Consider the following 25,704-nt stretch of genomic DNA (forward strand, 5'->3'; position numbering starts at 1 on the left):
CGTGCTCAGACCGCAATCGGGGTCGGTCCGCCGCGCGGCCCGGGCGGGGGCGGCGGGGTGGCCTCGTCGATCTGCTCGCCGATGGCCTCGAGGTCCGCCATCAGCGTCTCGTCGGTCTCGGCGAGGTTCTCTGCCGCGCGCACGAGCGCGAGGCGGATGTTGTCCGCGCTGCGGAGCAGCTCGGTGACCCCGGTCGCGAGGTCGAAGGTCGCGGTCGCCAGCGGTGACCCGATGCGGCTCACCGTCGACAGCTCCGACCACATGGCCTGCTGGCTCACGCCGTCGTTGTTCATGTCGTCGTTGAGCTTGGTCAGCTCGGTGACGACGGTGTCGAGGTAGTTCACGCGAGCGCGCAGCACCTCGGGCTCCAGGACAATGTTCATTCCGGACCTCTCTCCAGTTCATCTCTCCGCCGCACCGGGAACGGCGCTCGGCCGGACGGCACCACACGCGCCGACGCACGAGAGCCACGGAGGCACCGGGACCGTCCGGTCCCGGTGCGACCGAGGCTTGCGTGTGTCAGACGTTGCCGCCGAAGTTGCCGGCCGAGATGCGGTCGGCGTCGGCGAAGTTGCCCTGGCTGCGCAGGACGAGGGACTCGATGAGCATGAGGATGGAGTCGACGTCCTCCATGTTCTGGTCCCAGTGGTGCTTGGCGGTGTCCCAGGCCTGGCGGGCCTCACCGTGGAAGCGCTCGCGCAGGTCGGCGGTCCCGCTGTGCAGGTCGTCGAGGTGCTGACGGATCCGCTGGCCGGCCGAGCTGATGTCGGCGGCGCCGGACTGAAGGGCTGCGTGAGTGACGCGGATGTCGTTCATCTGGATAGCTCCCAATTCTTAGGTCGTGTGTCGGGTCAGCCGAGCAGCTGGTTGAAGTTGACGGTGCCCTCTTCGTCCTGGGCGGTGAACGAGGACTGCGTGCCTCGCAGGTTCTCGGCGAGGGTGGTGAGCACCTCGTTCGTGTGGCGGGCCTCCTCGTCCCAGCGGACCATCGCGCGGTCGAACGCCTGGCGCGCGGCGCCGGTCCACTGCATGCCGATGCCCTGGAGCTGGCCACCCAGTCGGGTGAACTCGCCCTCGACGGTGGCCTTGGTCTCGTCCACACGACCAGCGGCGGTCTCGAGTGCGCCCTCGCCTGCCTCAACGGTGTTCATGCTGTCCTCCTACTGAATCTCTCGTGAGTGGGACCTGTTGGACCCGATGCCCCGTGGGGCCTGACTCCGCCGATCCGGTTGACCCGCTCTCGACGTCGACCATCACGTTACGGCCACGGACGGATGCCGGGAGCCGCCCTCCTCGGGGAGACCTCCCCACCCCTGCGACCTGGTCGGGGACCAGTGTTCGTGCGGTCGGTGACGACCCGCCAGGGGAGCACGCGACGGTCACCGATCCGTCACCCTCCGGACACCTTCCAGGCACGGGACGTGACCGGTCGTGCGACGTCCGTGACCTGTCCCGCCGCCCGCTGCAGATATCCTCGTGCGGGCGCTCAGGACACGGGCGCGACACATCGCGTCGAGGGAGGGCACCGCGTGAGCCAGGCAGTCAGCCGCCGCGCCGTCGGCACCGTGGTCCGGGTGACTCTCGTCGAGGGCGACGACCGCACGGACCTCGCGCTGCCGGGCTCGGTGCCGGTCGCCGAGATCGTGCCGGGCCTGGCCCGCAGGCTCGGGATGCTCGAGGTTCGCGCCGCCGTCACCGGCTACCGGCTCACGCGCACCGACGGCACCGAGCTCGCCCCCGACCAGTCGCTCGCCGCCCAGGGCATCGAGGACGGCGCCCTGCTCGCCCTCGTCGCCCGGGACGCCGGCACCGCGGGCCGCGTCTACGACGACCTCGTCGAGGCCGTCTCCGACGCCGTCGAGGACCAGCACAAGGCATGGACGCCCGCCGACTCGGCCCGCATGACGCTCGTGGCCACCCTGGTCCTCGTCGTCACGGGCAGCGTCGTCCTGCTCACCGCCGACGACTCCTCCCTCCTCGTCCCGGTCGTCGCCGGCGCGGCCGCCGTGCTCTCGCTCGGCGTGACCGGCGTCCTCGCCGCCCTCGGCCGGGGCGCCGCGAGCCTGACGATGCTCGGCGCGACCTCGATCCTCGCCCTGACCGCCGGCCTCGCCCTCGGCGTGGGGCCGATGACGGGGGAGCCGCTCGCCTACGGCGGGCTCGGCGTCCTCGCCGTCGGCGCCCTCGCCCTGCCCTTCCTCGGGTCCGTGCGGGAGTACGCCGGCGTCCCGGTCCTCGTCGGCCTCGCCCTCCTCGCGCTCGGCGGGCTGCCGCTCGTCACCGACCTGCGGACGGGCCAGGTGGCCGCCGGCATCGTCGCCGTGTCCGGCATCGTGCTCTCCTCCGCGCCCTGGATCGCCCTGTCGATGACGGGCATCCGGGTGACGGTTCCCCGCAACCAGGCCGAGCTCGACGCCGAACGGCAGGAGATCCGCGCCGCGCGCGTCCGGTCCGAGTTCCTCCGCGGGTCCCGGCTGCTGCTGGCGATGCGTCTCTCGGGCGCCGCGGCCATCCTGCTCGCCACGCCGCACGCGGTCGCCACCGGGGTGTGGGGGACCGCGCTCGTCCTCGTCATCTGCGTGGCCTTCGTGCTCGGTGTGCGCGAGATCTACGCGCGCCGCGACGTCATCGTCATGACGGCGACCGGTGTCGCAGGGGCGGCGCTCGTCGGCCTCACCGCCGTCGTCGTCCACCCCGACTGGTGGCTCGCTGTCGCGATCGTCGTCGCCGCCCTCACGGTGGGCATCGTCGGCATGGCCGTGCTCAGCCCCGGGCCCCGGCCCGCCCTCCAGCGGGTGGGCGACACCCTCGAGGTGATCTGCGTGCTCGCCGTCCTGCCCCTCGCGGCGTTCGCCACGGGTGTGGTGTAGGTGGCCTCCAACAAGGACATCCTCGACGCGCAGAGGTTCAACCGGCAGCGCCTCGTCACCTCGTTCGTCTCCGGCGCGCCGGACGGACGCGAGCTCGAGCCGGGCAAGCCGTGGCGCGGCGTCGTCGGGGGCCTCGTGCTCGTCGGGCTCATCCTCGCGGGCGGCTTCGTCTCTCGGTGGCTCGCCCCGGGCACCCCGGAGGGCTGGGAGGCCGGGTCGCTCGTCATCATCGAGGAGGACGGCTCCCGGTACGTCACGTCCGAGGGCGTGATGTACCCGGTGCTCAACACGGCCTCCGCGCGGCTCGTCCTCGGCGCGGGCGAGATGGACGTCCACACCCTGTCCCAGGAGGAGGTCGCCGGCGTCACGCGCGGCCCGACGGTCGGGATCCCGGACGCCCCCGACTCCCTCCCGGAGCCGGGCGACCTCGTCAACGACGAGTGGCTCTCCTGCCTCGCGCCGTCGGGGGCCTCGTGGACCGCGGTCGGGCGCCCGACGATCGACACCGACGGCACCCAGGTCTCGGCCGAGCCCGCGGAGGACCGCGCCACCGTCGTCCGCGTCGAGGGCGTCCTGTGGCTCGTCTCGGGCGCCACGCGGCACGAGATCGACGCCGAGCACGAGGAGGCCATCGTCCGGGCGCTCCGCCTCGACTCGGCGCCCGTCGTCGAGACCTCCGCCGCCTGGCTCGAGCTCTTCGCCCCCGGCACGCCGCTCGGCCCCATGTCGAACCCCGGCGCCGGCGACCCGATGCCGGAACCGATCGAGGGGATGCCCGACGTCCTCGCGGGGCAGGCCGTCTCCATGGGCGAGGGGGACGACGTCTCGTACTACATCCTCGGCGCCGCCGGTGAGCTGCAGCCGCTGAGCGCGGTCGGCTACGAGATGTACCGGCTCGGCGACGGCGAGCACCTCGAGCGCGACGCCATGGCGGTCAGCGCCGGCGACCTCGGCCAGATGCCGAGCGGCGACGACGCGGACCCGGCCGACTGGCCAGACGAGATCGCCGGACCGGTCGTCGACGACGAGGGGGTGGCACCCTGCGCCCAGCTCGTGTCCGACGCGATGGACGCGTCCGCCTCGTCGGTGCTCGTCGCGGGCCATGACGTCCCGGAGGTCGGCGACGACACGGTCGTGGTCCAGGGCAGCTCCGGCGCCCTCGTCTCCGGGTCCGGCGGCGGACTGCTCACGGCCGATTTCTTCATCGACGAGACCGGGCGGGCCTACCCGCTGCTCGGCGCGCGGGGCGAGACCCTCGGGATGCTCGGCTACGAGCTCGAGGACCGGGCCACCGTGCCGAACCCGTGGGTCCGGCTCTTCCCGCACGGGCCCGGCCTCCAGCCGCTCGACCTCCCGGCGCTCGGCGCCCCGGACGGCGAGTCGCCCAGCGGGACCGCCACCACCCCCGAGGAGTCCTCCGGCGACGACACCGGTTCCGGCGGCGATACCGCGACCGGTGGAACCGGCGGCGAGACGGCGACCGGAGGATCTGGCGAGACCGCGAGCGACGGCTCGTGACCGGACGTCACGCGCGGTGCAGGACCGGCCGCGCCGACCGGCCCGCGGGAGCGCTCGCCGCCGCGCTCGCGGGCGGTGCGATCCTCGCCGCACCGGTCCTGGGCGCGCTCGGCCCGGGCACCCTGGCGCAGGCGGCGCCGGGACCCGTCGCCCCGGTCACCGAGCTCGAGCTGCCCGACGGCTGCACGCCCGAGGAGGAACCGACCGAGCCGTCGCCGCTGCTCCCGGCGCTCGGGATGGAGCAGGCCTGGGAGATCTCGCGGGGCGAGGGCGTCACGGTGGCCGTCGTCGACTCCGGCGTCCTGCCGAGCGACCCGCAGATGCCGGCCGACGACGTCGTCCTGCCCGGTTTCGACCCGATGGGGACCGTGCCCGGCTCGGAGAGCGTGACCGAGGGTCCGGCGCTCTCGAGCTCCGACGGCCGCACCGACGTCCACTCCCACGGCACCGCCGCGGCGAGCCTCATCGCGGCCCGCGACGTCGACGGCACGCAGGTGGTCGGCCTCGCCCCCGAGGCGGACATCCTCCCCGTGCGCGTCTACGTCACCGACCAGGACGACGAGCTCCAGGAGGCCGGCTACGGCACCGACGCCGGCCGGATCGCCGAGGGCATCCGCTGGGCCGCCGACCAGGGCGCGCAGATCATCTCGGTCTCGATGTCGCAGGACCGGGACGACCCGGCGATGCGTGACGCGGTGGCCCACGCCGCCGCCTCCGGCTCGCTGGTCGTGGCCAGTGCCGGCAACGCCGGGACCACCGACAACGTCGAGCCGGGCCCGCGCTACCCGGCGGCCTACCCGGGCGCGCTCGCGGTGACCGCCTCGACGATCGAGGGCGAGGTGACCGAGGACGCGATCCCCGGCGAGCACGTCGAGGTCGCGGCACCCGGCGACCCGGCCTGGTACCAGTACCTCGACCTCGGCCCGTGCTACTCCTCCCCGGGCGGCGGGCAGACGAGCTGGTCGACGGCGTACGTCGCCGGGATCGCCGCGCTCGTGGCCGCCGAGTACCCGGACGAGACGCCCGCGCAGTGGGAGCACCGACTCATGTCCACGGCGGTGCGCGCGGTCCCGGACGAGCGCACCGACCAGCTCGGCTGGGGCATCGTCGCGCCCTACGACGCGCTCGCGTTCGTCGACGACGGCGCGGCCCCCGGCCCGCCGAGCCCGGTCCACGAGGCCCCCAGCGCCGACGCGCCCACGTACGTCCCCGTGCCGGAGCGGCCCGCGGACCCGCTCGACGCGGTCAAGGGCACGGCGGCCTGGTGGGTGTTCGGGGCGTTCGTCGTCGTCGGGGGAGCCGGTCTGCTCGCCCGCTCGCCCCGCAGACGCGGCTGACCTCACGCCGGACGGCACTCCCGGCGCGGCGGGGCGGACCTACACTGGCCGACGGACCATTCCGCGCACCGAGAGGACGCAGTGACCAGCGCACGCCCCCTGCACGTCGCCCTGGTGGGCGCCGGCCCGGCCGGCACCTACGCCGCCGACATCCTCTCGGCCTCCGGGCTCGACGTCCGCATCGACCTCCTCGAGCGCCTGCCCGCCCCGTTCGGGCTCGTGCGCTACGGGGTCGCCCCGGACCACCCGCGGATCAAGGCCATCATCCGGGCCCTCGAGAAGGTGCTCTCGCGCGGCGACGTCCGCCTGCTCGGCAACGTCGACGTCGGGAAGGACGTCAGCCTCGAGCGGCTGCGCGAGCTCTACGACGTCGTCATCGTCTCGACCGGCGCCGACGCCGACGCCCCGCTCGACATCCCGGGGGTCGACCTGCCGGGCGTGCACGGCGCCGCCGACTTCGTGTCCTGGTACGACGGCCACCCCGACGTGCCGCGGACGTGGCCCCTGACGGCCCGCGAGATCGCCGTCCTCGGCGTCGGCAACGTCGCGCTCGACGTGGCCCGGATCCTCGCCAAGCACCCCGAGGACCTGCTGACGACCGAGGTGCCGGCCAACGTCGTCGCCGGCCTCGAGGCCTCCCCGGTCACCGACGTCCACCTGTTCGGCCGCCGCGGCCCCGCCCAGGTCAAGTTCACCCCGCTCGAGCTCCGCGAGCTCGCCAAGGTGCCCGACGTCGACCTGCTGGTGGACGAGGAGGACTTCCACTTCGACGAGGGGTCCGAGGAGGCGATCCGCTCGTCGAACCAGACCAAGCAGGTCGTCAACACCCTCATGGACCTCGCCATGCGGGACCCCGCGACGCTCACCGCGTCGCGGCGGATCCACCTCCACCTCTTCCACTCGCCGGCGGCCGTGCTCGGCACGCCCGAGGAGGGCGTGACCGCGCTGCGCACCGAGCGCACGGAGCTGACCGGCGACGGGTCGGTCCGCGGGACCGGAGAGCTCGTCGAGACCCCCGTCCAGGCGGTCTACCGGGCCGTGGGCTACTACTCGGCGCCGATCGACGGCCTCCCGTTCGACGTCCGCGGCGGCGTCATCCCCAACGTCGAGGGCCGCATCCTCGGCGACGACGGCGAGCTCGTCCCCGGCGTCTACGTCACCGGATGGATCAAGCGCGGCCCCGTCGGCCTCATCGGGTCGACGAAGTCGGACGCCCAGCAGACGATCGGCCACGTGGTCGAGGACGTCGAGGCCGGGGTCCTCGGGACGGGCCCGGAGCGGGCCGGCCGCGACGGACTGACCGCGGAGCTCGACGCCGCCGGGGTCCCGTGGACGGACTGGACCGGCTGGGAGGCCCTCGACGCGTTCGAGCGGCGGCTCGGCGAGACCGACGCCCACGTGCGCGAGCGCGTCAAGGTCGTCGCCCGCGAGGCGATGACCGCGATCGCGCGGGGCCAGGAGGACGTCGGCCCGCTCGTCTGAGCGGTCGTCCCGTCCGGCCGGTCGTCAGCGCAGCCGGGGCAGGACGCGCGCCGCGCGCAGGACGCCCCACAGGATCCACAGCACGACCGTGGCGGCCCCGACGACGACGAGCCCCGCCGTGCTCACCCGCGTGAGCGTGTAGTACGCCGCGACCCGGTCGGCGGACGGCGCGGGTGCCACCCCGACGTGCGCCGTGGCCGGTGCGGGCACGAGCTGCCCGTCGTCCGCCGGCTCGCACGCGATCTCGAACGTGCCGGTCGACCCGCTGGGCATGACGAGCGCCGAGACGAGGTCGTCGTTCGTCAGCTGCCGCAGGAGCCAGCGCGGCTCGAGCCCGAGCCCCTCGGAGTCGGTGGCCGAGCAGTCGACGCCCGGCGCGTCCTCGGGCACCCAGAGCCAGACGTCGGACCCGCGCTCGACCGTCACGCTCGTCGGCGTCCCGTCGAGGGGGACGTCGACCCGCCCGTTGCTCATCCGGGAGTGCAGGACGATCGCGACGACGAGCATCACGAGGAGCGGGAGCAGGAGCCAGCGGCCGATCCGGACGAGCCCGTGCAGGGTCGCGCCGACCCTCGGGCGGAGCGAGTGCCACGACCAGGGCGACGCGTGGCGGCCGTACCCCTGCGCTGCCCGCGGGTGCTCGTGGTCGGCACGGGTGGCGACGGGCGCCCACGGCGATGCGTCGGCGGCCACCCGCATCGCCTCGACGTCGGAGCCCGCCGCGGGACCGCCGGACGGAGGGCTCCCGTACGGGTTCGTCGACGCGCGGCCGGGCGGCGGTGCCGCGCCGTAGCTCGAGGGGTCGTGGGGCACGGGGACAGGGTAGATCGGGGTCGGGGGCCGTCGATGCGCACGAGGGGCGTCGCATGCTTGTAGCCTGCGTGCACCCGCTCCACCGCGACCCGAGGACACCGATGCCCGGCCGAAGTACCAGCCCCGTGCCCCCTGCCCGACCACGCCCGGGGGGTGCGGAGTGATCCCGGCGGTGTCGATCGCCGTCGGCGTTCTCGTCATCGTCCTCATCACGGCGGCCACCGCCTACTTCGTCGCCCAGGAGTTCGCCTACATCTCGGTGGACCGCTCCAGGCTCGCCGCCCGCGCCGCCGCGGGCGACCGGACCGCCGCGCGATCCCTCGCGATCACGCGTCGGACGTCGTTCATGCTCTCGGGCGCCCAGCTCGGCATCACGGTGACCGGGCTGCTCGTCGGCTACGTCGCCGAGCCGCTCGTCGGGCAGGCGTTCGGGGAGATCCTCGGCTCCGCCGGCCTGACCACGGCGGTCGCCGTCGGGATCGGCGCCGTGCTCGCCCTCGTCCTGTCCACCTACGTCCAGATGCTCTTCGGGGAGCTGTTCCCCAAGAACGTGGCGATCGCGTCCCCGGGCCCGCTCGCCGACCGCCTCGCGCCGTCGACCACGTGGTACCTGCGGCTGTTCGGCTGGCTCATCCGCGTCTTCGACGCCGCCTCCAACCTGCTGCTGCGGCTCCTGCGCATCGAGCCGGTGCACGACGTCGAGCACTCCGCCTCCGCCCGTGACCTGCGCAGCATCGTCGCCGAGTCGCGCGAGGCCGCGACGCTCTCGCCCTCGATGTCCACGCTGCTCGACCGCGTCCTCGACTTCCCCGAGCGCGACGTCGAGCACGCGATGATCCCGCGCGCCCAGGTCGACGTGGTCCGCGAGACCCTGACCGTCGCCGGCCTGCGCGAGGTCATGGCCGGCGGGCACACCCGATACCCCGTGCTGGCGGAGGACTCCGAGGAGGTCCTCGGGATCGTCGACCTCAACGACCTCCTCAGCACCGAGCTCCCGGGCGACGCACCCGTCACCGAGATCATGCGCGAGCCGTTCGTCGTCTCCCACCTGTCCTCGCTGACCACGGCCATGGAGGACCTCGGCCACGGCGGCCGCATCGCGTGCGTGGTCGACGAGTACGGCGGCTTCACGGGCGTCCTCACGCTCGAGGACCTCGCCGAGGAGCTCATCGGCGAGATCGCCGACGAGCACGACCCGGCCCCGCAGGAGCTCGCCCCGGGCCGGGAGCCCGGCGAGTGGGAGGCCCCCGGCGACGTCCACCTCGACGAGATCGAGCGGGCGCTCGGACTGACGCTCCCCGACGGCGACTACGAGACGATCGCCGGCCTCGTCATCGACGTGGCCGACGGGCTGCCGGAGGTGGGTCAGGCCGTCGACGTCGAGCTCCCCATCGACCCCGGCGAGTTCGCCCGCAGCGACGACCCCGAGCCCGGCGTGCTGCACGCCGAGGTTCTCGAGATCGACCGGTGGGTGCCGAGCCGGATCCGCCTCACCGTCACCCGGCCGGAGAGCGACGAGCCGCTGCTCGGCGACGCCCTGCGCGCCGACGACGCGGAGGAGCAGGCATGAGCCCCCTCGTCGTCGTCCTCGTGACGATCGGTCTCGTGGCGGCCAGCGCGTTCTTCGTGGCGACCGAGTTCTCGCTGGTGTCCGCGAAGCGGCACCGCATCGAGGAGCTCGCGCCCACGTCCCGCTCGGCCCGCGCCGCCCTGCGCAGCAGCTCCGAGCTCACCCTCCTGCTCGCCGGGTCCCAGCTCGGCATCACCGTCTGCACGCTCGCGCTGGGTGCCACGACGAAGCCCGCGGTGCACCACGCGCTCACCCCGCTGCTCGAGCTCACCGGCATGCCGTACGTGGCCGCCGACGTCGTGGCGTTCGTGGCTGCCCTCGTCGTCGTCACGTTCATCCACCTCGTCGTCGGCGAGATGGCCCCGAAGTCGTGGGCGATCGCCCACCCCGAGCGTTCCGCGATGCTGCTCGCCCTCCCGATGCGCGGCTTCCTCACGCTCACCCGGCCGCTGCTGCGGATGCTCAACGGCCAGGCCAACTGGCTCGCCCGCAAGGCCGGGGTCGAGCCCGTCGACGAGGTCCAGGCCGGGCAGGACCCCGACGCCCTGCGCCACCTGGTCGAGCACTCCGCCGAGGTCGGGGCGCTCGACCCCACCTCGTACGAGTCGCTCACGCGCGTCCTCGACCTGCGTGCGGCGACGATGGCCGACGTCCTGGGCGACGACGAGGTGACGGCGATCCCGCCGGGGGCGACGGCGGCCGACGCACAGGAGCTCGCCCGCACCTCGGGGCACCTGCGGCTCGTCGTCGGCGAGGCCGGCCGGTACACGGGTGTCCTGCACGTGCGCGACACCCTCATGGCACCCCCGGGGTCGCCCGTGGCGCCGCACGTGCGCGCACTGCTCGCCCTCGACGCGTCGACGCCGCTGACGGAGGCGACACAGCTCATGCGCGTGGGGCGCCACCACATCGCCCTCGTCACGGGCACGGACGGCCGGGTCGGCGTGGTCACCCTCGCCGACCTCCTCCCGCGTCTGCTCGCGCTGTCCGGCGAGCCGGCGCAGGGCACCGAGGAGGGTCGCCCGGCCGTCTGAGCGGGCGTATCGTCGTCCCCGCGCCGCCGTCCCGGCGCACCGGGAGCAGCCATGAGCGCGCACGACCTGTCCGCCCGCACCGTCCTCGTCGCCGGTGGCACCGGCAACGTCGGCGAGGGGATCGTCCGCGCACTCCTGACGTCCGGGGCGCGCGTGGTCGTCCCCAGCGCCCGCCCGGGCCGTCTGGCCGAGCTGCGCGAGCTGCTCGGGGCGGAGCGGGCCGCGCGGCTCGAGCTCGTCGACCACCCCTACGAGTCGTTCGACGACGCCGCGGCGCTCGCCGACCGCCTCGCGGACCACGGGCTCACCGACGCCGTCGCGGCGATCGGTGGCTGGCACCAGGGGGAGCACGTCTGGGAGCTGACCGAGGAGACCTGGCGCCGGGACTTCCTCAGCACCGTCACTACGCACGTCGCGCTCGCCCGGGCCTTCGTCCGCGCCCTGCCCGCCGACGGCTCGTACACGTTCATCACCGGGACGGCCTCGGTCGAGGCCGTCGCGACGGCCGGCCCGGTGAGCATGGCGGGCGCGGCCCAGCTCATGCTCCGCCAGGTCGTCAGCGCCGAGGCGGCCGGCTCGCCGCGCGCCGTCTCCCTCGTCCTCGGACCGATCGTCAGCCGCTCCCGCCCGCAGGGGAAGAAGGAATGGCTGACGGCCGACCAGGCGGGCGAGGCCGTCGCGCACGTGGTCGCCACGCCCGGACTGCGCGACGAGACGATCGCGGCCCCGACGGTCGACGCCCTCGAGGGACTGCTCGGCGCGACCGCCTGAGACGCCGCTCCCGCGTCAGCGGTAGTTGACGAACTGGAGCGCCGCGTCGATGTCCTCGGCCCGCTTGAGCAGGGCGATGACGGCCTGGAGGTCGTCGCGGGACTTGCTGCTCACGCGGATCTCGTCACCGGTGATGTTCGCCTTGACGCCCTTGGGCCCCTCGTCGCGGATCAGCTTGGTGATCTTCTTCGCCACGTCCTGGTCGAGGCCCTCCTTGAGCGGGCCGGCGAGGCGGAACTCCTTGCCCGACTGGACGGGCTCCTTCTCCCCGAGGTCGAGCGCCTTGAGCGAGACGCCGCGGCGGACGAGCTTCGTCTCGAGCACGTCGAGGACCGCGAGCACCCGCTCGGCCGTGTTCGCCGCCATCGCCACGACGTCCCCCTTGAGCTCGACCGACGCGCCGACGTTCCGGAAGTCGTAGCGCTGCCCGATCTCCTTCGCGGCCTGGTTGACCGCGTTGTCGACCTCCTGGCGGTCGACCTTGGACACGATGTCGAACGAGGAGTCGGCCATGTGAGCCTCCGATGAGGAACGGGTCCCGTCGCGGACGGGACGGATGGGTGACGCAGGACTCGCCCTGACGGCTTCGGACCGGCGCCCGGATGTTGATATCGTGCCATCCGCACCCGCGAGGGTGCCGAGGCGAGTTGCCCGAGCGGCCAAAGGGAGCTGACTGTAAATCAGCCGCGCAAGCTTCGCAGGTTCGAATCCTGCACTCGCCACCGAGAGGCCGGACCCGCAGCGCGGGTCCGGCCCTCGTCGTTCCGGGGGTGGGCAGGGCCCTGTGAGCACACTCACCGCGGGAGGAGGCCTCTGTGGTTGGCCCGGCCCCGTCGCCGCGTTGTAGGCTCGTCCGCGCTGCCTCGGTGAGCTGACCGAGGCACGCCCCGATAGCTCAGTCGGCAGAGCGTCTCCATGGTAAGGAGAAGGTCAAGGGTTCGATTCCCTTTCGGGGCTCGGTTCACGAGCATCACCGCCTGCGCCCACGCGTGGACGCACTCGTGGACGCGTGGCGGGGTAGCTCAGCTGGTCAGAGCGCACGACTCATAATCGTGAGGTCGGGGGTTCGAGCCCCCCTCCCGCTACCGCGCCCGCACCGCACATCGGCGGTGATGGGCTCAGCGACAGGAACGAGGACATCATGGCCACCAAGTCGGCGGACATCCGCCCGAAGATCACCCTGGCCTGCGAGACGTGCAAGGGCCGGAACTACATCACCAAGAAGAACAAGCGGAACACCCCGGACCGCCTCGAGCTGCAGAAGTTCTGCCCCCGCTGCAACGCGAAGACCGGTCACCGCGAGACCCGCTGACCACTCGGAGCACGCCGTCGTCGCCCGCGGCTAGCCTGGGCCGATGACCGAGACTCCACCGCGCCCCGCCGGCGTCGACACGACGCTCGCGGGGCGCACCTATGCCCCCACCGAGACGTACGTCGTCTCCGCCGCGAAGATCGCCGAGATGGCGGTGGCCACCGGCGCGACCCACCCCCTCCACACCGACGCGGAGGCGGCACGGGCCGCCGGCTACCCCGGCGTGGTCGCCCCGCCCACCTTCGCCGTGATCCTCGCGCAGCGCGCCGAGCAGGCGTACGTCGCCTCGCCGGAGTCGGGCATCGACTTCTCCCGCGTCGTCCACGCCGACGAGCGGCTCTCGCACCACCGGCCCATCGTCGACGGCGACCGGCTGCGCACCACCGTCGTCGTCGAGCGGATCCTCGCCCGCGGCGCCCTCACGCTCGTCACCACCCGCGCGGACATCGCGGAGGAGGGCACGGGCGACCCGGTCGCCACCGTCACCTCCACGCTCGCCGTCAGGGGGGACGCATGACCGCCGCGCCGCGCCCCGTCCCCGAGGTGGGCGAGGAGCTCCTGCGCGAGACGGTGCCCGTCACGCGCACGTCCCTCGTCCGGTACGCCGGCGCGTCGGGCGACTTCAACCCCATCCACCACGACGACGCCGTCGCGGCGTCGGTCGACCTGCCCGGCGTCATCGCGCACGGCATGGCCACGCTCGGCATCGCCGCGGCCCTCGTCGAGACGTGGGCGGGCGGCCCGGCGGCCGTCCTCGACGTCCAGACCCGGTTCGCCCGCCCCGTCGTCGTCCCCGCCGGCGAGGGCACCAGCCTCGAGGTCGTCGGTGTGGCCGGCCAGGTCGAGGGGACCACGGTCCGGGTCGACGTCGACGTCCGGCACGAGGGCGTCGCCGTCCTCACCCGCGCCCGGGTGACGGTCGACCTCGCGAGGGCGCTGTGAGCGCCGTGGGAGCACGCACCGCGGCCCCCACGCTCGCCGACCTCACCACGCTGCGCGTCGGCGGGCCGGTCGGCGAGCTCGTCGAGGCCGACAGCGCGGACGAGATCGTCGACGCCGTCCGGGCCGCCGACGACGCCGGCACGCCCGTCCTCGTCCTCGGCGGCGGCTCCAACCTGCTCGCGGCCGACGAGGGGTTCGACGGCGTCGTCGTGCGGGACATGCGGCGCGAGCTCGAGGTCGACAGCGTCGAGGGCTGCGGCGGCGGGCAGTTCACCGCCCCGGCCGGCGCCGTGTGGGACGACGTGGTCGCCCGCGCCGTCGCCGAGGGGGCCTCCGGCTTCGAGGCCCTCTCCGGGATCCCCGGCTCGACGGGAGCGACCCCCGTGCAGAACGTCGGGGCCTACGGGCAGGAGGTCGCCGGCGTGCTCAGCCACGTCCGGGTGTGGGACCGCCTCGCGGGCCGCCCGCGCACGCTCGCGCTCACGGAGCTCGGCCTCGGCTACCGCACGTCGGTCCTCAAGCGCTCGCTGAGCGACGCCGACGCCGGCGGCGGCCGCACGTGGGGACCGACGGGGCGGTGGGTCGTCCTCGACGTCGCCTTCCAGACGCCCCCGACGATCATGTCCGCGCCGATCCGCTACCCGGAGCTCGCCCGGCGGCTCGACGTCGAGGTCGGTGCCCGCGTGCGCTCGAGCGAGGCCCGCGAGGCCGTCCTCGAGCTGCGCCGGGGCAAGGGCATGGTGCTCGACGACGCCGACCACGACACGTGGTCCGCCGGATCGTTCTTCACCAACCCGATCCTCCCGCCCGCGCAGGCGGCGAACCTGCCCGACGACGCCCCCCGGTTCGACGCGCCCGCGCCGGACGGGTCGGGCGAGACCTGGGTGAAGTCCTCGGCGGCCTGGCTCATCGACCAGTCCGGTTTCCACAAGGGGCACGCCATGCCCGGTCCCGCGGCGATCTCGACCAGGCACTCGCTCGCCCTGACGAACAGGGGTGGCGCGCGCGCCGTCGACCTCGTGGCGCTCGCCCGCGAGGTGCGGGACGGCGTGGCGGCGGCCTTCGGGGTCGAGCTCGTCCCGGAGCCGGTGCTCCTCGGCGTCGAGCTGTGACGGGCGTCCTGCGCTGATGGACCGCGACCTCCTCGACGTCGCCCTCACCGGGAGCGACGCGGACCGCCGCGAGGCGGAGCGGCTCGTGGCCGCGAGCCGGCAGGGCGACGCGACGCCGGGACGGGCACGGGCGCTCGTGGGTGCCGCGGAGGCGGCGGCACGGGCCGGCGGCGCGCTCGTCGGCGACCCGGCGGGCGGGTACGACCTCGTGGTGGGGGAGCGGACGTACCGAGCCGGCCGGTTCTCCACGCCGACGATCGGGGAGCTGCGGCGGCGTGCCGTCGACGCCGGCGAGTCCGGCGCGACCGCCCGGTCCGGCGAGCGCGGTTCGTCACCGGTGCTGTCCGTCCTCCACGGCGGCGGCACGACGGCCGACATCGGTGCGCTCCAGGCGTTCGCGGCGGGCGGGACCCTCTTCCAGGTCGCCTCCCAGTTCAACTGCCTCGAGTCGCCCGGCCCGTCCCTCGTACCGGTGGCGGACTACCTCTCCGACCCGACGCAGGGACCGCGGGCCTCGATCGGCGCCTTCCCCGGCACGCTTCTGCGGCACTACGCGGCGCCCGACGGCGCCGGCGGCACGTTCGAGCAGAGGGCGGGGCGGCAGGTCGACCTCCTGGCCGACGCGCTGCCCGCGCACCTCGGCGCCGTGCGGTCCGGGTACCTCAGCGCTCAGTACCTCGCCGACCTCCCCGCGGTCGCCGAGGCGCTCGCCGAGCGCTTCGAGGACATCCGGGTCGGCGTGCAGGACGACGTCGAGGTGGTGCTCGGCGCCGGGTGGCACGGGCGGGTCGACGGGCGCCCCCGCATCGCGCAGGTGCTCACCGCGGCGCTCGCGCACGGCGGCTACGGGGACGGGGCGACCACCGGCGCCCACCTCGACGTCATGCGGCAGCTGCTGCGCGCCGCCTACCTGGGGACGCTGCTCGGGGCGCTCGCCACCGGCCGGGAGCGGGTCGTCCTCACGCTCGTCGGCGGGGGCGTGTTCGGCAACCCGCACGCCCTGGTCGTCGAGTCGCTGCTGTGGGCGCTGGAGGAGCTGGCGCCGCTCGCGCGGGGGCCGCTCGAGGTCGTCGTCAACGCCTTCGACCTCGCCCCGGACGCGCGCCCGGCGCTCGCCCGGGCCGTCGAGCGGACCGGCGGCATCTGGCGCGACACCGCGTGACTGCCCCGAGCGCGGACGCGTGACAGCCTGGGGCGACGTCCCCGGCGTTGTCGAGCTCCCCGACGGGCGGCGCGTGCGCGGGACCGGGGTCCGTCGCCCGCGCGGCGGCGTCGAGCCGCCCGACCTGGCCGTCCATCTCCTCGGGCGCGCGCCGCGGGACGTCGGGTGGCCCCACCGCTGGGTGCGCTGGCGCGACTTCGGCCTGCCCGCCTCGACCGACGACGCGCTCGACGCGCTGCGCGAGGCGCACGCGCGGGCGGTGACCGAACGGGTCGAGGTCGCGTGCGGCGGCGGGACGGGGCGGACCGGCACGGCGCTCCCCGTCCTCGCGGTCCTCAGCGGCCTGCCGCCCGATCGGGCGGTCGACCGGGTGCGCGGGCACTACCGCCGGCGGGCGGTCGAGACGAGGCGCCAGCGGGAGTGGGTCATGGAGGTCGCGCGGCGGCTCGGGTGACTCAGGAGGCTCACCTGGTCCTACCTGTCCTGCCCGCCCTGAGCGTCCGCCGCGAGCAGGCGGACGTGCGCCACCACCAGGGCGTGCACCGCGGGTGAGCCGAGCGGGCGGAAGTGTCCGCGCTCGCGCAGCCGCACGTTGCGCGCGCCCGGCAGGAACGAGCCGCCCGGGATGTGCGGGTCCCACGCGGGCGCGAGCGAGACGATGCGGGAGTCCACGTCGGTCCGCCCCGCCAGCCGGACGAGGTCCGGCCCACGCGGGCTGAGGGCGCCCACCGCCGATCGCGGCGGGAAGGCTCGCGCCCACACCGAGCCGCGCCACGGCGTCGCGACCGCCACGAGGCCCGCCACCCGGTGCCCCTCGGGCCCGAGCATCGTCGCCTTGCCGACCAGCCCGCCCTTGGAGTGGGCGACGAGGACGACCCCGCGCAGGCCGAGCCGCGCGAGGTGGTCGGCGGTGCGCCGCGCCCCGTCGGCCACCGGACGCCCGTTGAGGCCGAGGTCGGGGACGACGCCGACCGGATGGCCCGCATCGACGATCGCCCGGCCGACGCGGGCGAGCATGTGCCACGACTCGTACACGCCGGGGAGCAGAAGGACCGGCGCGGCGGCGGTGTCGGTGCCGGCGGAGGTGCCGGGACGCCAGCGGTCCCGGCGCAGGAGTCCGCCGGCCGAGCGCGCCGCCGTCGCCGCGACCCACGCGTAGTCGAGCCCGTGGGCGAGGGGGCGGGTGAGGAGCTCGGCACCGCGGCGCGCGGCGCGCCGGGCGGAGGCGGCGGGACCCGCGGGGCCGGCAGGACCGGGGGAGGCCGTGCTCACGACTCGTCCGTCAGGCTCCGGCCGTCGTCGGACGCGGAACCCGGGGGGACCGCCGAGCCCGGTCCGCTCCGCTCGTCGACGGCGAGGTGCGCGAGCGCGGCGCGCACCACCGCGGGATGGTCCTCGACGACGACCGAGTGCGCGGCGCCGGGCACGAGCTCGACCTCGCACCGGGTCACCCGGCCCGCGAGGTCCGTCGCCCAGTCCGGCGGGACGAGCCGGTCGTGCTCGCCGTGGAGGATCGACACGGTCGCCTCCGCCGAGGCGAGCGCCAGGCGCTCCTCGATCCGGTAGCCCATCACCTCGGGCAGGATGTCGGCCACCCACCGGGTCGTCGCGGTGAGGTAGGAGCGGGTGGCGAGCAGCCGGAGGCGGTGCGTCTCGTGGACGGCCGACTGGAGGTAGCGCCACAGCTGGGTGAGGGGGTGGCGCTCGGCGGCGTTGACCGGCGGCGCGACGAGCACCGTGCGGTGGTAGGCCTCGGGACGGCGCGCCATCAGCTCGACCGCCACCTGGGCGCCCATCGAGTGCCCGACGAGCACCGGGTCGTGGACGCCGGCGGCCACGAGCACGTCGTCGACGACCTCCGCGAGCCCGTCGATGCCGAGCGTGCGGGCAGGCGGCGGGACGTCGCCGAACCCGGGCAGGTCGACGAGGAGGACCTCCCCGTGGACCGCGAGGTCCTCCGCGAGCGGCAGCAGGTAGACGGACGAGAGCCCGACCCCGTGGAGGAGCACGAACGTCACCCGGCCGTCCCCGGGGACGTCGGGGTTGTGCCGCTCCGCGCCGGCCCCTGGTGCGCCCACACGGTGGACGCGGACGAACGCGCCGTCGAGCAGGCGCATCGAGGTCACCGTGCGCGAGAGCCTGGCGACCGTGCGCCGGGACCCCGGCCGCAGGCGCACCTGCTGCCCGGCGGGCGGGGAGACGAGGTCCGCCGCGGCGACCGTGAGCCGTCGCCACCACCGCAGGCGTCCGCCGCTCATGCGTCGTCCGCGAGCCAGGCGTCCACCTCGGCCGCCCACCGGGCGACGTCCCGCCGGTCGGCCCGCGAGGCGGTGAGCGACCCCTTCGCAAGGGTCGCGATCTCGGCGTCGGACAGCCCGTGGACCTCGCGCGCGGCCGTGTACTGGTCGGCGAGGCGGGAGAGGAACAGCAGCGGGTCGTCGGCGCCGAGCGCGACGGTCGCTCCCGAGTCGATCAGCGTGCGCAGGGGGACGTCCGCGAGGGTGGGGTACACGCCGAGGGAGACGTTGGAGGCCGGGCACACCTCGAGGGCGATCCCGGCGTCGACCACCCGGGCGAGGAGGTCGGGGGCCTCGGCGAGGCGGACACCGTGCCCGAGCCGGTCGGGGCGCAGGTGGGTGACGACGTCGGCCACGTGGTCCGGGCCGAGGAGCTCCCCGCCGTGCGGCATCGCGGCGAGCCCGGCCTGACGGGCGATCCGGAAGGCCGCCGCCCAGTCCGACGTGGTCCCGCGGCGCTCGTCGTTGCTCAGCCCGAAGCCGACGACCTGGCCGGCCCCGTCCCCGGCGTGGCGTGCCGCCAGCCGGGCGAGGGTGCGCGCGTCGAGCGGGTGCCGGGTTCGGGACGCCGCCACGACGACGGCGACCTGGACGCCGGAGGCGCGGGACGCGGCGGCGGCCTCGTCGAGCACGATCTCGAGCGCCGGGGTGATCCCGCCGACGAACGGCGCGTAGCTCGTGGGGTCGACCTGGATCTCGAGCCGGCGGGAGCCCTCGGCGGCGTCGTCGGCGGCGGCCTCGGCGACGATCCGGCGCATGGCGGCCTCGGAGCGCACGACCGCGCGCGCGGCGTCGTAGGCCCGCTGGAACCGGAACCAGCCGCGCTTGTCGGCGGGGACCCGCAGGGCCACGTCGTCCGTGAGGTTCGCGGGCAGGCGGACCCCCTCGGCCTCGGCGAGCTCGAGCAGCGTGGACACGCGCATCGAGCCCGTGAAGTGGAGGTGGAGGTGCGCCTTGGGGAGCAGGCCCAGGTCGCGCATCGGGACATCATGCCAGGACGCGGGCCCGTCGACGCCGAGGGGAGGGCTCCGCGGGGCCCGATGGCGCGTCGGGCGCCGGCGTGTGATCTCATTTGCGTCATGAGCATCTCGGCGGCGGCGATGAGGGAGCCGGCCGACGTCGCCCTGCTGACGGGGCCCGACGCCGGCGACGTCCTCACGTCCGCCCTCGTCCCGGACGACGGCCGCCTCGTGGAGTGGGCCGTCCACACCGTCCACCACCGCCCGGGCGCGGGCGTCACGGTGGGGTACACCGCCACGGTCGAGCGCACCGCGTCCGACGGCTCGCGCAAGCGCACCGAGGAGTACCTGTGCGCCACCACGGCGCGGCTGACCCGGGCCGCCGGTCCGGGCCTCGTCCGGCTCGAGCCGCCGGACGGCCGGGGTCCGGTGGTCCATCTGTGGCGGCACCCGGCGGACCCCGAGCTGCCCGCCCTCGCGACCGCGTGCGACTCGACGAAGATGTCGCAGCGACTCGGCGAGCAGGTCACGCTCGAGCTCGTGGCGTACCGTCCCACGCGCCGCGCGGTCCTGCGCGCGACGGGTGCGTCCGGCCGCGTCCACTACGTCAAGGTCGTCCGCCCGGTCTCGCTCGGCGACCTCGTGGGCCGGCACCGCATGCTCACCTCCGCCGGCGTACCGGCGCCTGCCGTCGTCGCGGAGGAGCCCGCCGGGCTCGCGGTCCTCGCCGAGGGCCAGGGCGAGTCACTCGCCCGCGTGCTCCACCGGGGACCGGGGCACGAGACCGACGCCGTCCTCCATGCCCTCGTCCGCACGCTCGACCAGCTGCCGCCGGCGGCCCTGCAGCTCGCCCGCCGCTCGGCCTGGGCGGAGCGGGCGAGCCACTACGCGCACGCCGCCGCCACCGTGGTCCCCGAGGCGGAGGGGCGCACGAGGGCGCTCGCCGCCGGGATCGACCAGCTGCTGCACTCGGGGCCGCCCCAGCCCGTCGTCCCCGTGCACGGGGACTTCTACGAGGCGAACGTCCTCATGGACCCGCGCGAGGGGATCACCGCGGTCTCCAGCCTCCTCGACGTCGACTCGCTCGGCCCGGGGCACCGCAGCGACGACCTCGCCTGCCTCCTCGGGCACGTCTCGGTCCTCGTCCACCTCGCCCCGGACCGGTACCCGGCGGTGCCGCACGTCCTCGCCCGGTGGACGCAGCTGTGCGAGCAGATGGTCGACCCGGTCCAGGTGTGCACGCGCGCCGCCGGCGTCACGCTCTCGCTCGTGGCGGGGGCGAAGCGGGCGGACGGCCGGTGGCGGGCCGACGCCGAGGGGCGACTCGTCACCGCGGAGGCGTGGCTCGCCCGGGCCCGGGACTTCACCGCCGGGCGCGTGACCGGCCCGTTCGTCGTGCCGCCGCCGGTCGGCTGACCGGGGCTCCGGGGCTGCACGGATGAGAGTCCTCTCATCTCGCGCTGGTCGTGGACTCACGGCCTCCGACGACGATGGACCCGTCGGCGCGGCGCCGGCGTGAGGACGACCTGACCGGGAGGCGGCGGAGGATGCGTTCGAGGGGCTCGTGGATCGCGGTGGGCACGTTGTCGGCGATCGCCGTCGCCGGTGGCACGGTGCTCGCCAGCGCCGACCCCGACGACGAGACGGTGGACTCCGTGACCATCCCCCCGGCGCGTGTCTCGCCCTCGGGCGGGACCGACGAGGCCGAGTCGCCGACGACGGAGGAGCCGACCACCGAGGAGCCCACCACGGAGGAGCCCACGACCGACGAGGCGACGACCGTGCCGCCCGAGCGCAGCGCCGTCACCGCCGCCTCTCCCGAGCCCGCTCCGGCGCCTGCCCCCGCTCCCGCCCCGGCTCCGGCCCCCGCGCCGGCTCCGGCGCCCGTGCCGGCGCCCCGCCCGGCGCCGGTCGAGAGCCCCGACTCGCCGGCCTCCCCGGTGTCCGCCGAGAGCGCCGACTCCGGCGACTGACCCGCTCCGTCGACTGACCCGCTCCGGCGACTGACCCGCTCCGTCGACTCCCGTCCCGGTCGAGAGCGCGGGTGAGCGTGGCCCGTTCCCGTCGAGAGTGCGGGTGAGCGCGATCCCGGTCAGCCGGTGACGAGCCGGTAGCCCATGCGCGGGACCGTCTGGATCCGCTCGGCGCCGATCTTCTTGCGCAGGTAGCGCACGTACACGTCGACGACGTTGGAGCCGGGGTCGAAGTCGTAGCCCCACACGCGCGAGAGGATCTGCTCGCGAGAGAGCACCTGCCCGGGGTGCAGGATGAAGGTCTCCAGCAGGGAGAACTCGCGCGCCGAGAGATCGACGGTCCGCCCCGCCACGGTCGCCTGACGCGTGCGCACGTCGAGCGAGAGGTCGGCGACCTGGAGCTGGGTGGGGTCGGCGCCGGAGCTCGTCTGCTGGGCGGAGCGCAGCCTGAGCCGCACGCGGGCGAGCAGCTCCTCGAACCGGAACGGCTTGGGCATGTAGTCGTCGGCCCCGGAATCGAGCCCGGTCACCGTGTCGTCGACCGAGGACCGCGCCGTCAGCATGATGACCGGCAGCGTGTGCCCCTCGCCGCGCAGCGTCTGCAGGACCTGGAAGCCGTCGATGTCCGGCAGCCCGACGTCGAGGACCACGAGGTCGTACCCGCTCGTGCGGGCGTGGTCGAGGCCCTCCTTGCCCGTGGTGACGGCGGTGGACTGGTGTCCGGCCGCCGTCAGGCCCTTGGTGACGAACGAGGCGATGCCGACCTCGTCCTCGATGATGAGGATCTGTGCCACTACCTGCTCCTGATCTTCTCGTCGTCCGACGCGTCCGCCGGCAGCTCGCCGGGTCCGTCGCCGTCGGGTGCGTCCAGCGGGACGTCGTGGTCCAGCGCGAGCGACCGCGCCGGCAGGTCGAGGAGGAAGATCGAGCCGCGACCGGGCGTGGAGTCGACGTCGACCCGACCGCCGTGCGCCTCGGCGATCGCCGAGACGATCGCCAGGCCGAGGCCGCTGCCCTCCGTGCGCGCCTCGCCGGGCCGGTTCGTCCGCTCGAACCGCTCGAATATCCGCCGCTGGTCCTCCCGCGCGATGCCGCGGCCCTCGTCGCGGACCCACAGGTGCAGCCGTCCCGCCTCGGCGGCGCTCCCGAGCGCGACCGTCGAGCCGTCCTCCGAGAACTTCACGGCGTTCGCGGCGAGCTGGATGAGGGCCTGGGTCAGGCGCTGACCGTCGACGACGGCCTCCGCCTCGAGCCGGGCGTCGACGACGAACCGCCGGTCGCCGAGCTGGCGGACCTGGTCGAGCGCGTTGTCGAGGAGGGGCCCGAGGTCCGTCGGCCCCGGCTGGACGAACGCCGGACCGTCCGCCCTGGCCAGCATGACGAGGTCGTCCGCGAGCCGGTGCATCCGGTCGAGCTCGGAGATCGTCAGCTCGCGGGTCTGCCGTGCGTCGTCGGCGTCCGTGGGATCCATCAGCTCGAGGTGGCCGCGGACGATGGTGATGGGAGTCCGGAGCTCGTGACCGGCGTCGTCGAGGAGGCGGCGCTGGGAGTGGAACGACGCCTCGAGGCGGGCGAGCATCGCGTTGACCGTGCGGGCGAGGTCGGCCACGTCGTCCGAGCCGTGGACCTCGATGCGACCGGACAGGTCGGTCTCCGTGATCCGCTCGGCCGTGGATCGCAGCTCGCGCAGCGGGGCGAGGAGACGGCCCGAGACGACCCAGGCGACGAGGCCGACGACGAGCATCGAGACCACGGACACCACGAGGTAGGTGCGCGCGGACGCCCACACCGGTGCGAGCTCGGCGTCCATGTCGAACGCGATGACCACGGCGCCCGACGTCGGGGCGCCCGACGGGTCCGAGCCGTCGTCGACGGTCACCGGGAGCAGCGCGTAGCGGTAGGTCGACATCGACGTCGTCACCGAGCTGATCGTGCCCTCACCCCGCTCGACCGCCTCGGTGAGCTCCGCGATGAGCTCGGTGTCGGCACCCATGTCGAGCCCGCCGGGTTGCCACCAGCGCGCGTCCGTCCCGACGAAGCCCATCGCGCCCTCGTTGTCGGCGGGGACCTCCGAGGACATCGCGGTCCAGATCGCCCCGGAGATCCCGTCCTCGGCGTCGACGCTCTGTCCGTCGCTCAGCAGGCCGGCCATCTCCTGCGTGGTGCGCGTGAGGGTGGCGTCGACCGAGTCCAGGACGCGGCCACGCTCGAGCCAGACCGCGGTGCTCCCCACGAGCAGGAGCGTGAGCCCGGTGAGCATGAGCACCGTGCGGATGATCGTCGCGCGCACCGTGCTGCGGCGGTACCAGGGTCGGTGGGCCGGGGGAGGCGCGGACGATCCGTCCGGCGTCGTGGTCGTGGCGTCGTCGGGCGTGGGGGCGGAGGCGACCGCGGCACGCGAGGCGGCGTCACGGGCGACGGTGTCGCGCGACGCGGCGACGAACCGCGGGCGGGTGCCGCCCTCGCGTCCACTCACGTCGCGCCTCCTTCGGGGCCGCCCGGCGCGGCCCGCCCCACGGTAGTGTCCGCGACCCGCATGAGGCGGAGATGAGAGTCGGGAGGGGGCGCTCACATGACGGGCGGGCTCCGCGGCCGGCGGCACCGGCCGTCCGTGCGGCGGGCTCCGCGTGCGGGCCGGGACGACGACGGGCCCGGCGCTCGTGCGCCGGGCCCGTCGGGTGCTGCGGGGCGTGGGGTCAGCCGAGCAGCTCGGCCATGCGGCCCACGGCCTCGGTGAGGTTCTCGTCGGACGTGGCGTAGCTCAGGCGCAGGAAGCCCGAGGGACCGAACGCCTCGCCGGGCACGACCGCGACCTCGACCTCCTCGAGGACGAGCGCGGCGAGCTCGGCAGACGTCTGCGGCGTCCGACCGCGGAAGGTCCGGCCGAGAAGGCCCTCGACCGACGGGTAGGCGTAGAACGCGCCCTTCGGCTCGGGCACCTCGACCCCGTCGATCCCGCGCAGGAGGTCCACGACGAGCCGACGGCGACGGTCGAACGCGGTGCGCATGTCCGCGACCGCGGACAGGTCGCCCGAGACGGCGGCGAGCGCGGCGCGCTGGCTCACGTTCGCGACGTTGGAGGTGAGGTGCGACTGGAAGTTCGTCGCGGCCTTGACCACGTCGGTGGGGCCCACGAGCCAGCCCACCCGCCAGCCGGTCATCGCGTAGGTCTTGGCGACACCGTTGAGGACGATGGTGGTGTCGGCCAGCTCGGGGACCACGCGCAGGACGGGCGTGAACTCGGCGTCGCCGTAGACGAGGTGCTCGTAGATCTCGTCGGTGACCACCCAGATGCCGTGCTCGAGCGCCCAGCGGCCGATCCGCTCGGTCTCCTCCGGCGTGTAGACGGCACCCGTCGGGTTCGACGGCGAGCACAGGACGAGGACCTTCGTGCGGTTCGACCGCGCGGCCTCGAGGAGGTCGACGTCCACCTTGTAGCCGCGCTCGGCCCCGGCGAACACCGCGACCGGGACGCCCCCGGCGAGGGTGATGGCCTCGGGGTACGTGGTCCAGTACGGCGAGGGAAGGAGCACCTCGTCGCCCGGGTCGACGATCGACGCGAACGCCTGGAAGACGGCCTGCTTGCCGCCGTTCGTCACGAGGACACTGCCGGGCGAGATCTCGTAGCCGGAGTCGCGCAGCGTCTTGGCCGCGATCGCCTCCTTGAGGACGGGCAGGCCGCCGGCGGGGGAGTAGCGGTGGTTGACCGGGTCCTGGGCGGCGGCGACGGCCGCGTCGACGATGTAGCTCGGCGTCGGGAAGTCGGGTTCGCCGGCGCCCAGGCCGATGACGGGCCGGCCGGCGGCCTTGAGCGCCTTGGCCTTGGCGTCGACGGCGAGCGTCGCGGACTCGGCGATGCCGGCGAGTCGGGCGGAGATGCGGGGACGGGTCTCGGCTGTCTCGGTCACGACGACCATCGTGGCACGAGGCGTGCGCCGCGTCTCGTGCCGGCCCACGTCCCGGGACCGGTCCGGTCGTGCACGGTGTGACGCGTGACCTTCCGCACCTCGGTCGACCCCACCCCTCGCGGTGCGTACTATGGTCCATCGGCGGTGACGAACCGCAGACTCACCCGTGCCCGCACGGCTGCAGTCTCCGCCGAAGGGCAGTGGCGCAATTGGCAGCGCACCGGTCTCCAAAACCGGCGGTTGAGGGTTCGAGTCCCTCCTGCCCTGCACCTGACGGCGCAGGACGATCACAGCCGTCGGGCCCGACCCACCGATGGTGGGCGTGCCCGCACCCTGCCGGGAGCGGGCCACCGGCGACAGGCGAGGGACAGGTAGACGTGAGCGAGACGACGGCCGCCGAGGGCGGCTCCGGGCGCAAGTCGGAGGTCGAGCCCCGCAGGGGGCTGTTCGCCCGCATCGCGCGCTTCATCCGGCAGGTCTTCGCCGAGCTGCGCAAGGTGGTGCGCCCCACCCGTCGCGAGCTCATCACGTACTTCTTCGTCGTCGTGCTCTTCGTCCTCGTGATGATGGCGATCGTCGGCGTGCTGGACCTCGTGTTCGGCCAGCTCGCGCTGTGGACGTTCGGCTGAGCCGATCGCCGGGCC

The 25,704-nt window shown here is 74.7% G+C and carries 27 protein-coding genes and 4 tRNA genes; 20 read left to right on the forward strand and 11 right to left on the reverse strand.

All coding sequences use genetic code 11. The annotated features are described in order from the left end of the window. Nucleotides 1-5: 5 nt before the first annotated feature. From AC24FB_RS10785 to AC24FB_RS10795, 3 genes are all read right to left on the reverse strand, one after another. Nucleotides 6-383 carry a hypothetical protein gene (locus AC24FB_RS10785; protein ID WP_425713616.1) on the reverse strand — a complete coding sequence of 126 codons (378 nt, stop codon included), beginning with the start codon at nucleotides 381-383 and terminating at the stop codon, nucleotides 6-8. A 136-nt stretch (nucleotides 384-519) separates the two neighbouring features. Then, nucleotides 520-816 carry a WXG100 family type VII secretion target gene (locus AC24FB_RS10790; RefSeq protein ID WP_425713615.1) on the reverse strand — a complete coding sequence of 99 codons (297 nt, stop codon included), beginning with the start codon at nucleotides 814-816 and terminating at the stop codon, nucleotides 520-522. 35 nt (nucleotides 817-851) lie between these two features. Continuing rightward, the gene (locus AC24FB_RS10795; RefSeq protein ID WP_425713614.1) at nucleotides 852-1,151 is read right to left on the reverse strand and encodes a WXG100 family type VII secretion target; all 300 of its coding nucleotides are present in this window, start codon (nucleotides 1,149-1,151) and stop codon (nucleotides 852-854) included. 378 nt (nucleotides 1,152-1,529) lie between these two features. Here AC24FB_RS10795 and eccD point away from each other — a divergent pair, with 378 nt between their 5' ends. The 4 genes from eccD (at nucleotide 1,530) to AC24FB_RS10815 (ending at nucleotide 7,207) form a co-directional block, all read left to right on the forward strand. Next, a complete protein-coding gene (gene eccD, locus AC24FB_RS10800) occupies nucleotides 1,530-2,870 on the forward strand; it encodes a type VII secretion integral membrane protein EccD (RefSeq protein WP_425713613.1) in 1,341 nt (446 codons plus the stop codon). Further along, on the forward strand, nucleotides 2,871-4,388 hold the full coding sequence (gene eccB, locus AC24FB_RS10805; RefSeq protein WP_425713612.1) for a type VII secretion protein EccB: 1,518 nt from the start codon (nucleotides 2,871-2,873) through the stop codon (nucleotides 4,386-4,388). Then, on the forward strand, nucleotides 4,385-5,725 hold the full coding sequence (locus AC24FB_RS10810) for a S8 family serine peptidase (RefSeq protein WP_425713611.1): 1,341 nt from the start codon (nucleotides 4,385-4,387) through the stop codon (nucleotides 5,723-5,725). The genes eccB and AC24FB_RS10810 overlap by 4 nt, the downstream gene beginning before the upstream one ends. A gap of 81 nt (nucleotides 5,726-5,806) precedes the next feature. Next, nucleotides 5,807-7,207, forward strand: a complete 1,401-nt coding sequence (locus AC24FB_RS10815) for an FAD-dependent oxidoreductase (RefSeq protein WP_425713610.1) — start codon at nucleotides 5,807-5,809, stop codon at nucleotides 7,205-7,207. 24 nt (nucleotides 7,208-7,231) lie between these two features. Here the strand turns inward: AC24FB_RS10815 and AC24FB_RS10820 are convergent, their stop codons facing one another. After that, nucleotides 7,232-8,020 (reverse strand): hypothetical protein, encoded by a 789-nt coding sequence (locus AC24FB_RS10820; RefSeq protein WP_425713609.1) that lies wholly within the window; start codon nucleotides 8,018-8,020, stop codon nucleotides 7,232-7,234. Between the two features lie 172 nt (nucleotides 8,021-8,192). On the opposite strand from AC24FB_RS10820, the gene AC24FB_RS10825 reads away from it, so the two are divergent. Genes AC24FB_RS10825 through AC24FB_RS10835 form a run of 3 tightly spaced genes read left to right on the forward strand, consistent with a single transcriptional unit; the run spans nucleotide 8,193 to nucleotide 11,395 of the window. Continuing rightward, nucleotides 8,193-9,590: a hemolysin family protein gene (locus AC24FB_RS10825; protein ID WP_425713608.1), complete on the forward strand. Its 1,398-nt coding sequence runs from the start codon at nucleotides 8,193-8,195 to the stop codon at nucleotides 9,588-9,590. Continuing rightward, entirely contained in the window at nucleotides 9,587-10,624 is a 1,038-nt protein-coding gene (locus tag AC24FB_RS10830) for a CNNM domain-containing protein (protein WP_425713607.1), read from the forward strand. Before AC24FB_RS10825 ends, AC24FB_RS10830 begins: the two co-directional genes overlap by 4 nt. Nucleotides 10,625-10,675: 51 nt before the next feature. After that, on the forward strand, nucleotides 10,676-11,395 hold the full coding sequence (locus tag AC24FB_RS10835) for an SDR family NAD(P)-dependent oxidoreductase (protein WP_425713606.1): 720 nt from the start codon (nucleotides 10,676-10,678) through the stop codon (nucleotides 11,393-11,395). Between the two features lie 15 nt (nucleotides 11,396-11,410). On the opposite strand, the gene AC24FB_RS10840 is transcribed toward AC24FB_RS10835, so the two are convergent. Continuing rightward, nucleotides 11,411-11,908 carry a YajQ family cyclic di-GMP-binding protein gene (locus AC24FB_RS10840; protein ID WP_425713605.1) on the reverse strand — a complete coding sequence of 166 codons (498 nt, stop codon included), beginning with the start codon at nucleotides 11,906-11,908 and terminating at the stop codon, nucleotides 11,411-11,413. A 128-nt stretch (nucleotides 11,909-12,036) separates the two neighbouring features. On the opposite strand from AC24FB_RS10840, the gene AC24FB_RS10845 reads away from it, so the two are divergent. From AC24FB_RS10845 to AC24FB_RS10885, 9 genes are all read left to right on the forward strand, one after another. Beyond that, a tRNA-Tyr gene (locus AC24FB_RS10845) sits at nucleotides 12,037-12,117 on the forward strand. 162 nt (nucleotides 12,118-12,279) lie between these two features. After that, nucleotides 12,280-12,352, forward strand: a tRNA-Thr gene (locus AC24FB_RS10850). A gap of 54 nt (nucleotides 12,353-12,406) precedes the next feature. After that, a tRNA-Met gene (locus AC24FB_RS10855) sits at nucleotides 12,407-12,480 on the forward strand. A 56-nt stretch (nucleotides 12,481-12,536) separates the two neighbouring features. Next, complete coding sequence (gene rpmG, locus AC24FB_RS10860; RefSeq protein ID WP_425713604.1) at nucleotides 12,537-12,707, forward strand: 50S ribosomal protein L33; 171 nt, start codon at nucleotides 12,537-12,539, stop codon at nucleotides 12,705-12,707. Between the two features lie 43 nt (nucleotides 12,708-12,750). Beyond that, complete coding sequence (locus AC24FB_RS10865; protein ID WP_425713603.1) at nucleotides 12,751-13,224, forward strand: FAS1-like dehydratase domain-containing protein; 474 nt, start codon at nucleotides 12,751-12,753, stop codon at nucleotides 13,222-13,224. Continuing rightward, nucleotides 13,221-13,649 (forward strand): MaoC/PaaZ C-terminal domain-containing protein, encoded by a 429-nt coding sequence (locus AC24FB_RS10870; protein ID WP_425713602.1) that lies wholly within the window; start codon nucleotides 13,221-13,223, stop codon nucleotides 13,647-13,649. The genes AC24FB_RS10865 and AC24FB_RS10870 overlap by 4 nt, the downstream gene beginning before the upstream one ends. Next, entirely contained in the window at nucleotides 13,646-14,761 is a 1,116-nt protein-coding gene (locus tag AC24FB_RS10875; RefSeq protein ID WP_487560219.1) for a UDP-N-acetylmuramate dehydrogenase, read from the forward strand. Before AC24FB_RS10870 ends, AC24FB_RS10875 begins: the two co-directional genes overlap by 4 nt. 16 nt (nucleotides 14,762-14,777) lie before the next feature. After that, nucleotides 14,778-15,923 (forward strand): hypothetical protein, encoded by a 1,146-nt coding sequence (locus AC24FB_RS10880; protein ID WP_425713601.1) that lies wholly within the window; start codon nucleotides 14,778-14,780, stop codon nucleotides 15,921-15,923. Nucleotides 15,924-15,942: 19 nt separating this feature from the next. Beyond that, entirely contained in the window at nucleotides 15,943-16,377 is a 435-nt protein-coding gene (locus AC24FB_RS10885) for a protein-tyrosine phosphatase family protein (protein ID WP_425713600.1), read from the forward strand. Nucleotides 16,378-16,397: 20 nt separating this feature from the next. Here AC24FB_RS10885 and AC24FB_RS10890 read toward each other — a convergent pair whose 3' ends face one another. Genes AC24FB_RS10890 through AC24FB_RS10900 form a run of 3 tightly spaced genes read right to left on the reverse strand, consistent with a single transcriptional unit; the run spans nucleotide 16,398 to nucleotide 19,200 of the window. Beyond that, nucleotides 16,398-17,195, reverse strand: coding sequence for an esterase/lipase family protein (locus AC24FB_RS10890; RefSeq protein WP_425713599.1), 798 nt, complete (start codon nucleotides 17,193-17,195; stop codon nucleotides 16,398-16,400). Continuing rightward, complete coding sequence (locus AC24FB_RS10895; RefSeq protein ID WP_425713598.1) at nucleotides 17,192-18,181, reverse strand: alpha/beta fold hydrolase; 990 nt, start codon at nucleotides 18,179-18,181, stop codon at nucleotides 17,192-17,194. Before AC24FB_RS10895 ends, AC24FB_RS10890 begins: the two co-directional genes overlap by 4 nt. Then, nucleotides 18,178-19,200: an adenosine deaminase gene (locus AC24FB_RS10900; RefSeq protein WP_425713597.1), complete on the reverse strand. Its 1,023-nt coding sequence runs from the start codon at nucleotides 19,198-19,200 to the stop codon at nucleotides 18,178-18,180. Before AC24FB_RS10900 ends, AC24FB_RS10895 begins: the two co-directional genes overlap by 4 nt. Before the next feature lie 99 nt (nucleotides 19,201-19,299). Here AC24FB_RS10900 and AC24FB_RS10905 point away from each other — a divergent pair, with 99 nt between their 5' ends. Both AC24FB_RS10905 and AC24FB_RS10910 read left to right on the forward strand, forming a co-directional pair. Beyond that, nucleotides 19,300-20,595 (forward strand): phosphotransferase family protein, encoded by a 1,296-nt coding sequence (locus AC24FB_RS10905; RefSeq protein ID WP_425713596.1) that lies wholly within the window; start codon nucleotides 19,300-19,302, stop codon nucleotides 20,593-20,595. A 158-nt stretch (nucleotides 20,596-20,753) separates the two neighbouring features. After that, complete coding sequence (locus AC24FB_RS10910; RefSeq protein WP_425713595.1) at nucleotides 20,754-21,152, forward strand: hypothetical protein; 399 nt, start codon at nucleotides 20,754-20,756, stop codon at nucleotides 21,150-21,152. A 119-nt stretch (nucleotides 21,153-21,271) separates the two neighbouring features. On the opposite strand, the gene AC24FB_RS10915 is transcribed toward AC24FB_RS10910, so the two are convergent. The 3 genes from AC24FB_RS10915 to AC24FB_RS10925 all read right to left on the reverse strand — a co-directional run bounded on the left by AC24FB_RS10915 (nucleotide 21,272) and on the right by AC24FB_RS10925 (nucleotide 25,060). Beyond that, entirely contained in the window at nucleotides 21,272-21,946 is a 675-nt protein-coding gene (locus AC24FB_RS10915) for a response regulator transcription factor (RefSeq protein ID WP_425713594.1), read from the reverse strand. Then, nucleotides 21,946-23,628: a sensor histidine kinase gene (locus tag AC24FB_RS10920; protein ID WP_425713593.1), complete on the reverse strand. Its 1,683-nt coding sequence runs from the start codon at nucleotides 23,626-23,628 to the stop codon at nucleotides 21,946-21,948. The genes AC24FB_RS10915 and AC24FB_RS10920 overlap by 1 nt, the downstream gene beginning before the upstream one ends. A gap of 220 nt (nucleotides 23,629-23,848) precedes the next feature. Beyond that, complete coding sequence (locus tag AC24FB_RS10925) at nucleotides 23,849-25,060, reverse strand: pyridoxal phosphate-dependent aminotransferase (protein ID WP_425713592.1); 1,212 nt, start codon at nucleotides 25,058-25,060, stop codon at nucleotides 23,849-23,851. Nucleotides 25,061-25,254: 194 nt separating this feature from the next. Here AC24FB_RS10925 and AC24FB_RS10930 point away from each other — a divergent pair. Continuing rightward, a tRNA-Trp gene (locus AC24FB_RS10930) sits at nucleotides 25,255-25,327 on the forward strand. Between the two features lie 110 nt (nucleotides 25,328-25,437). Further along, the gene (gene secE / locus AC24FB_RS10935) at nucleotides 25,438-25,689 is read left to right on the forward strand and encodes a preprotein translocase subunit SecE (protein WP_425713591.1); all 252 of its coding nucleotides are present in this window, start codon (nucleotides 25,438-25,440) and stop codon (nucleotides 25,687-25,689) included. The last annotated feature ends 15 nt before the right edge of the window (nucleotides 25,690-25,704 follow it).

Source organism: Georgenia sp. Z1344 (assembly GCF_057652375.1).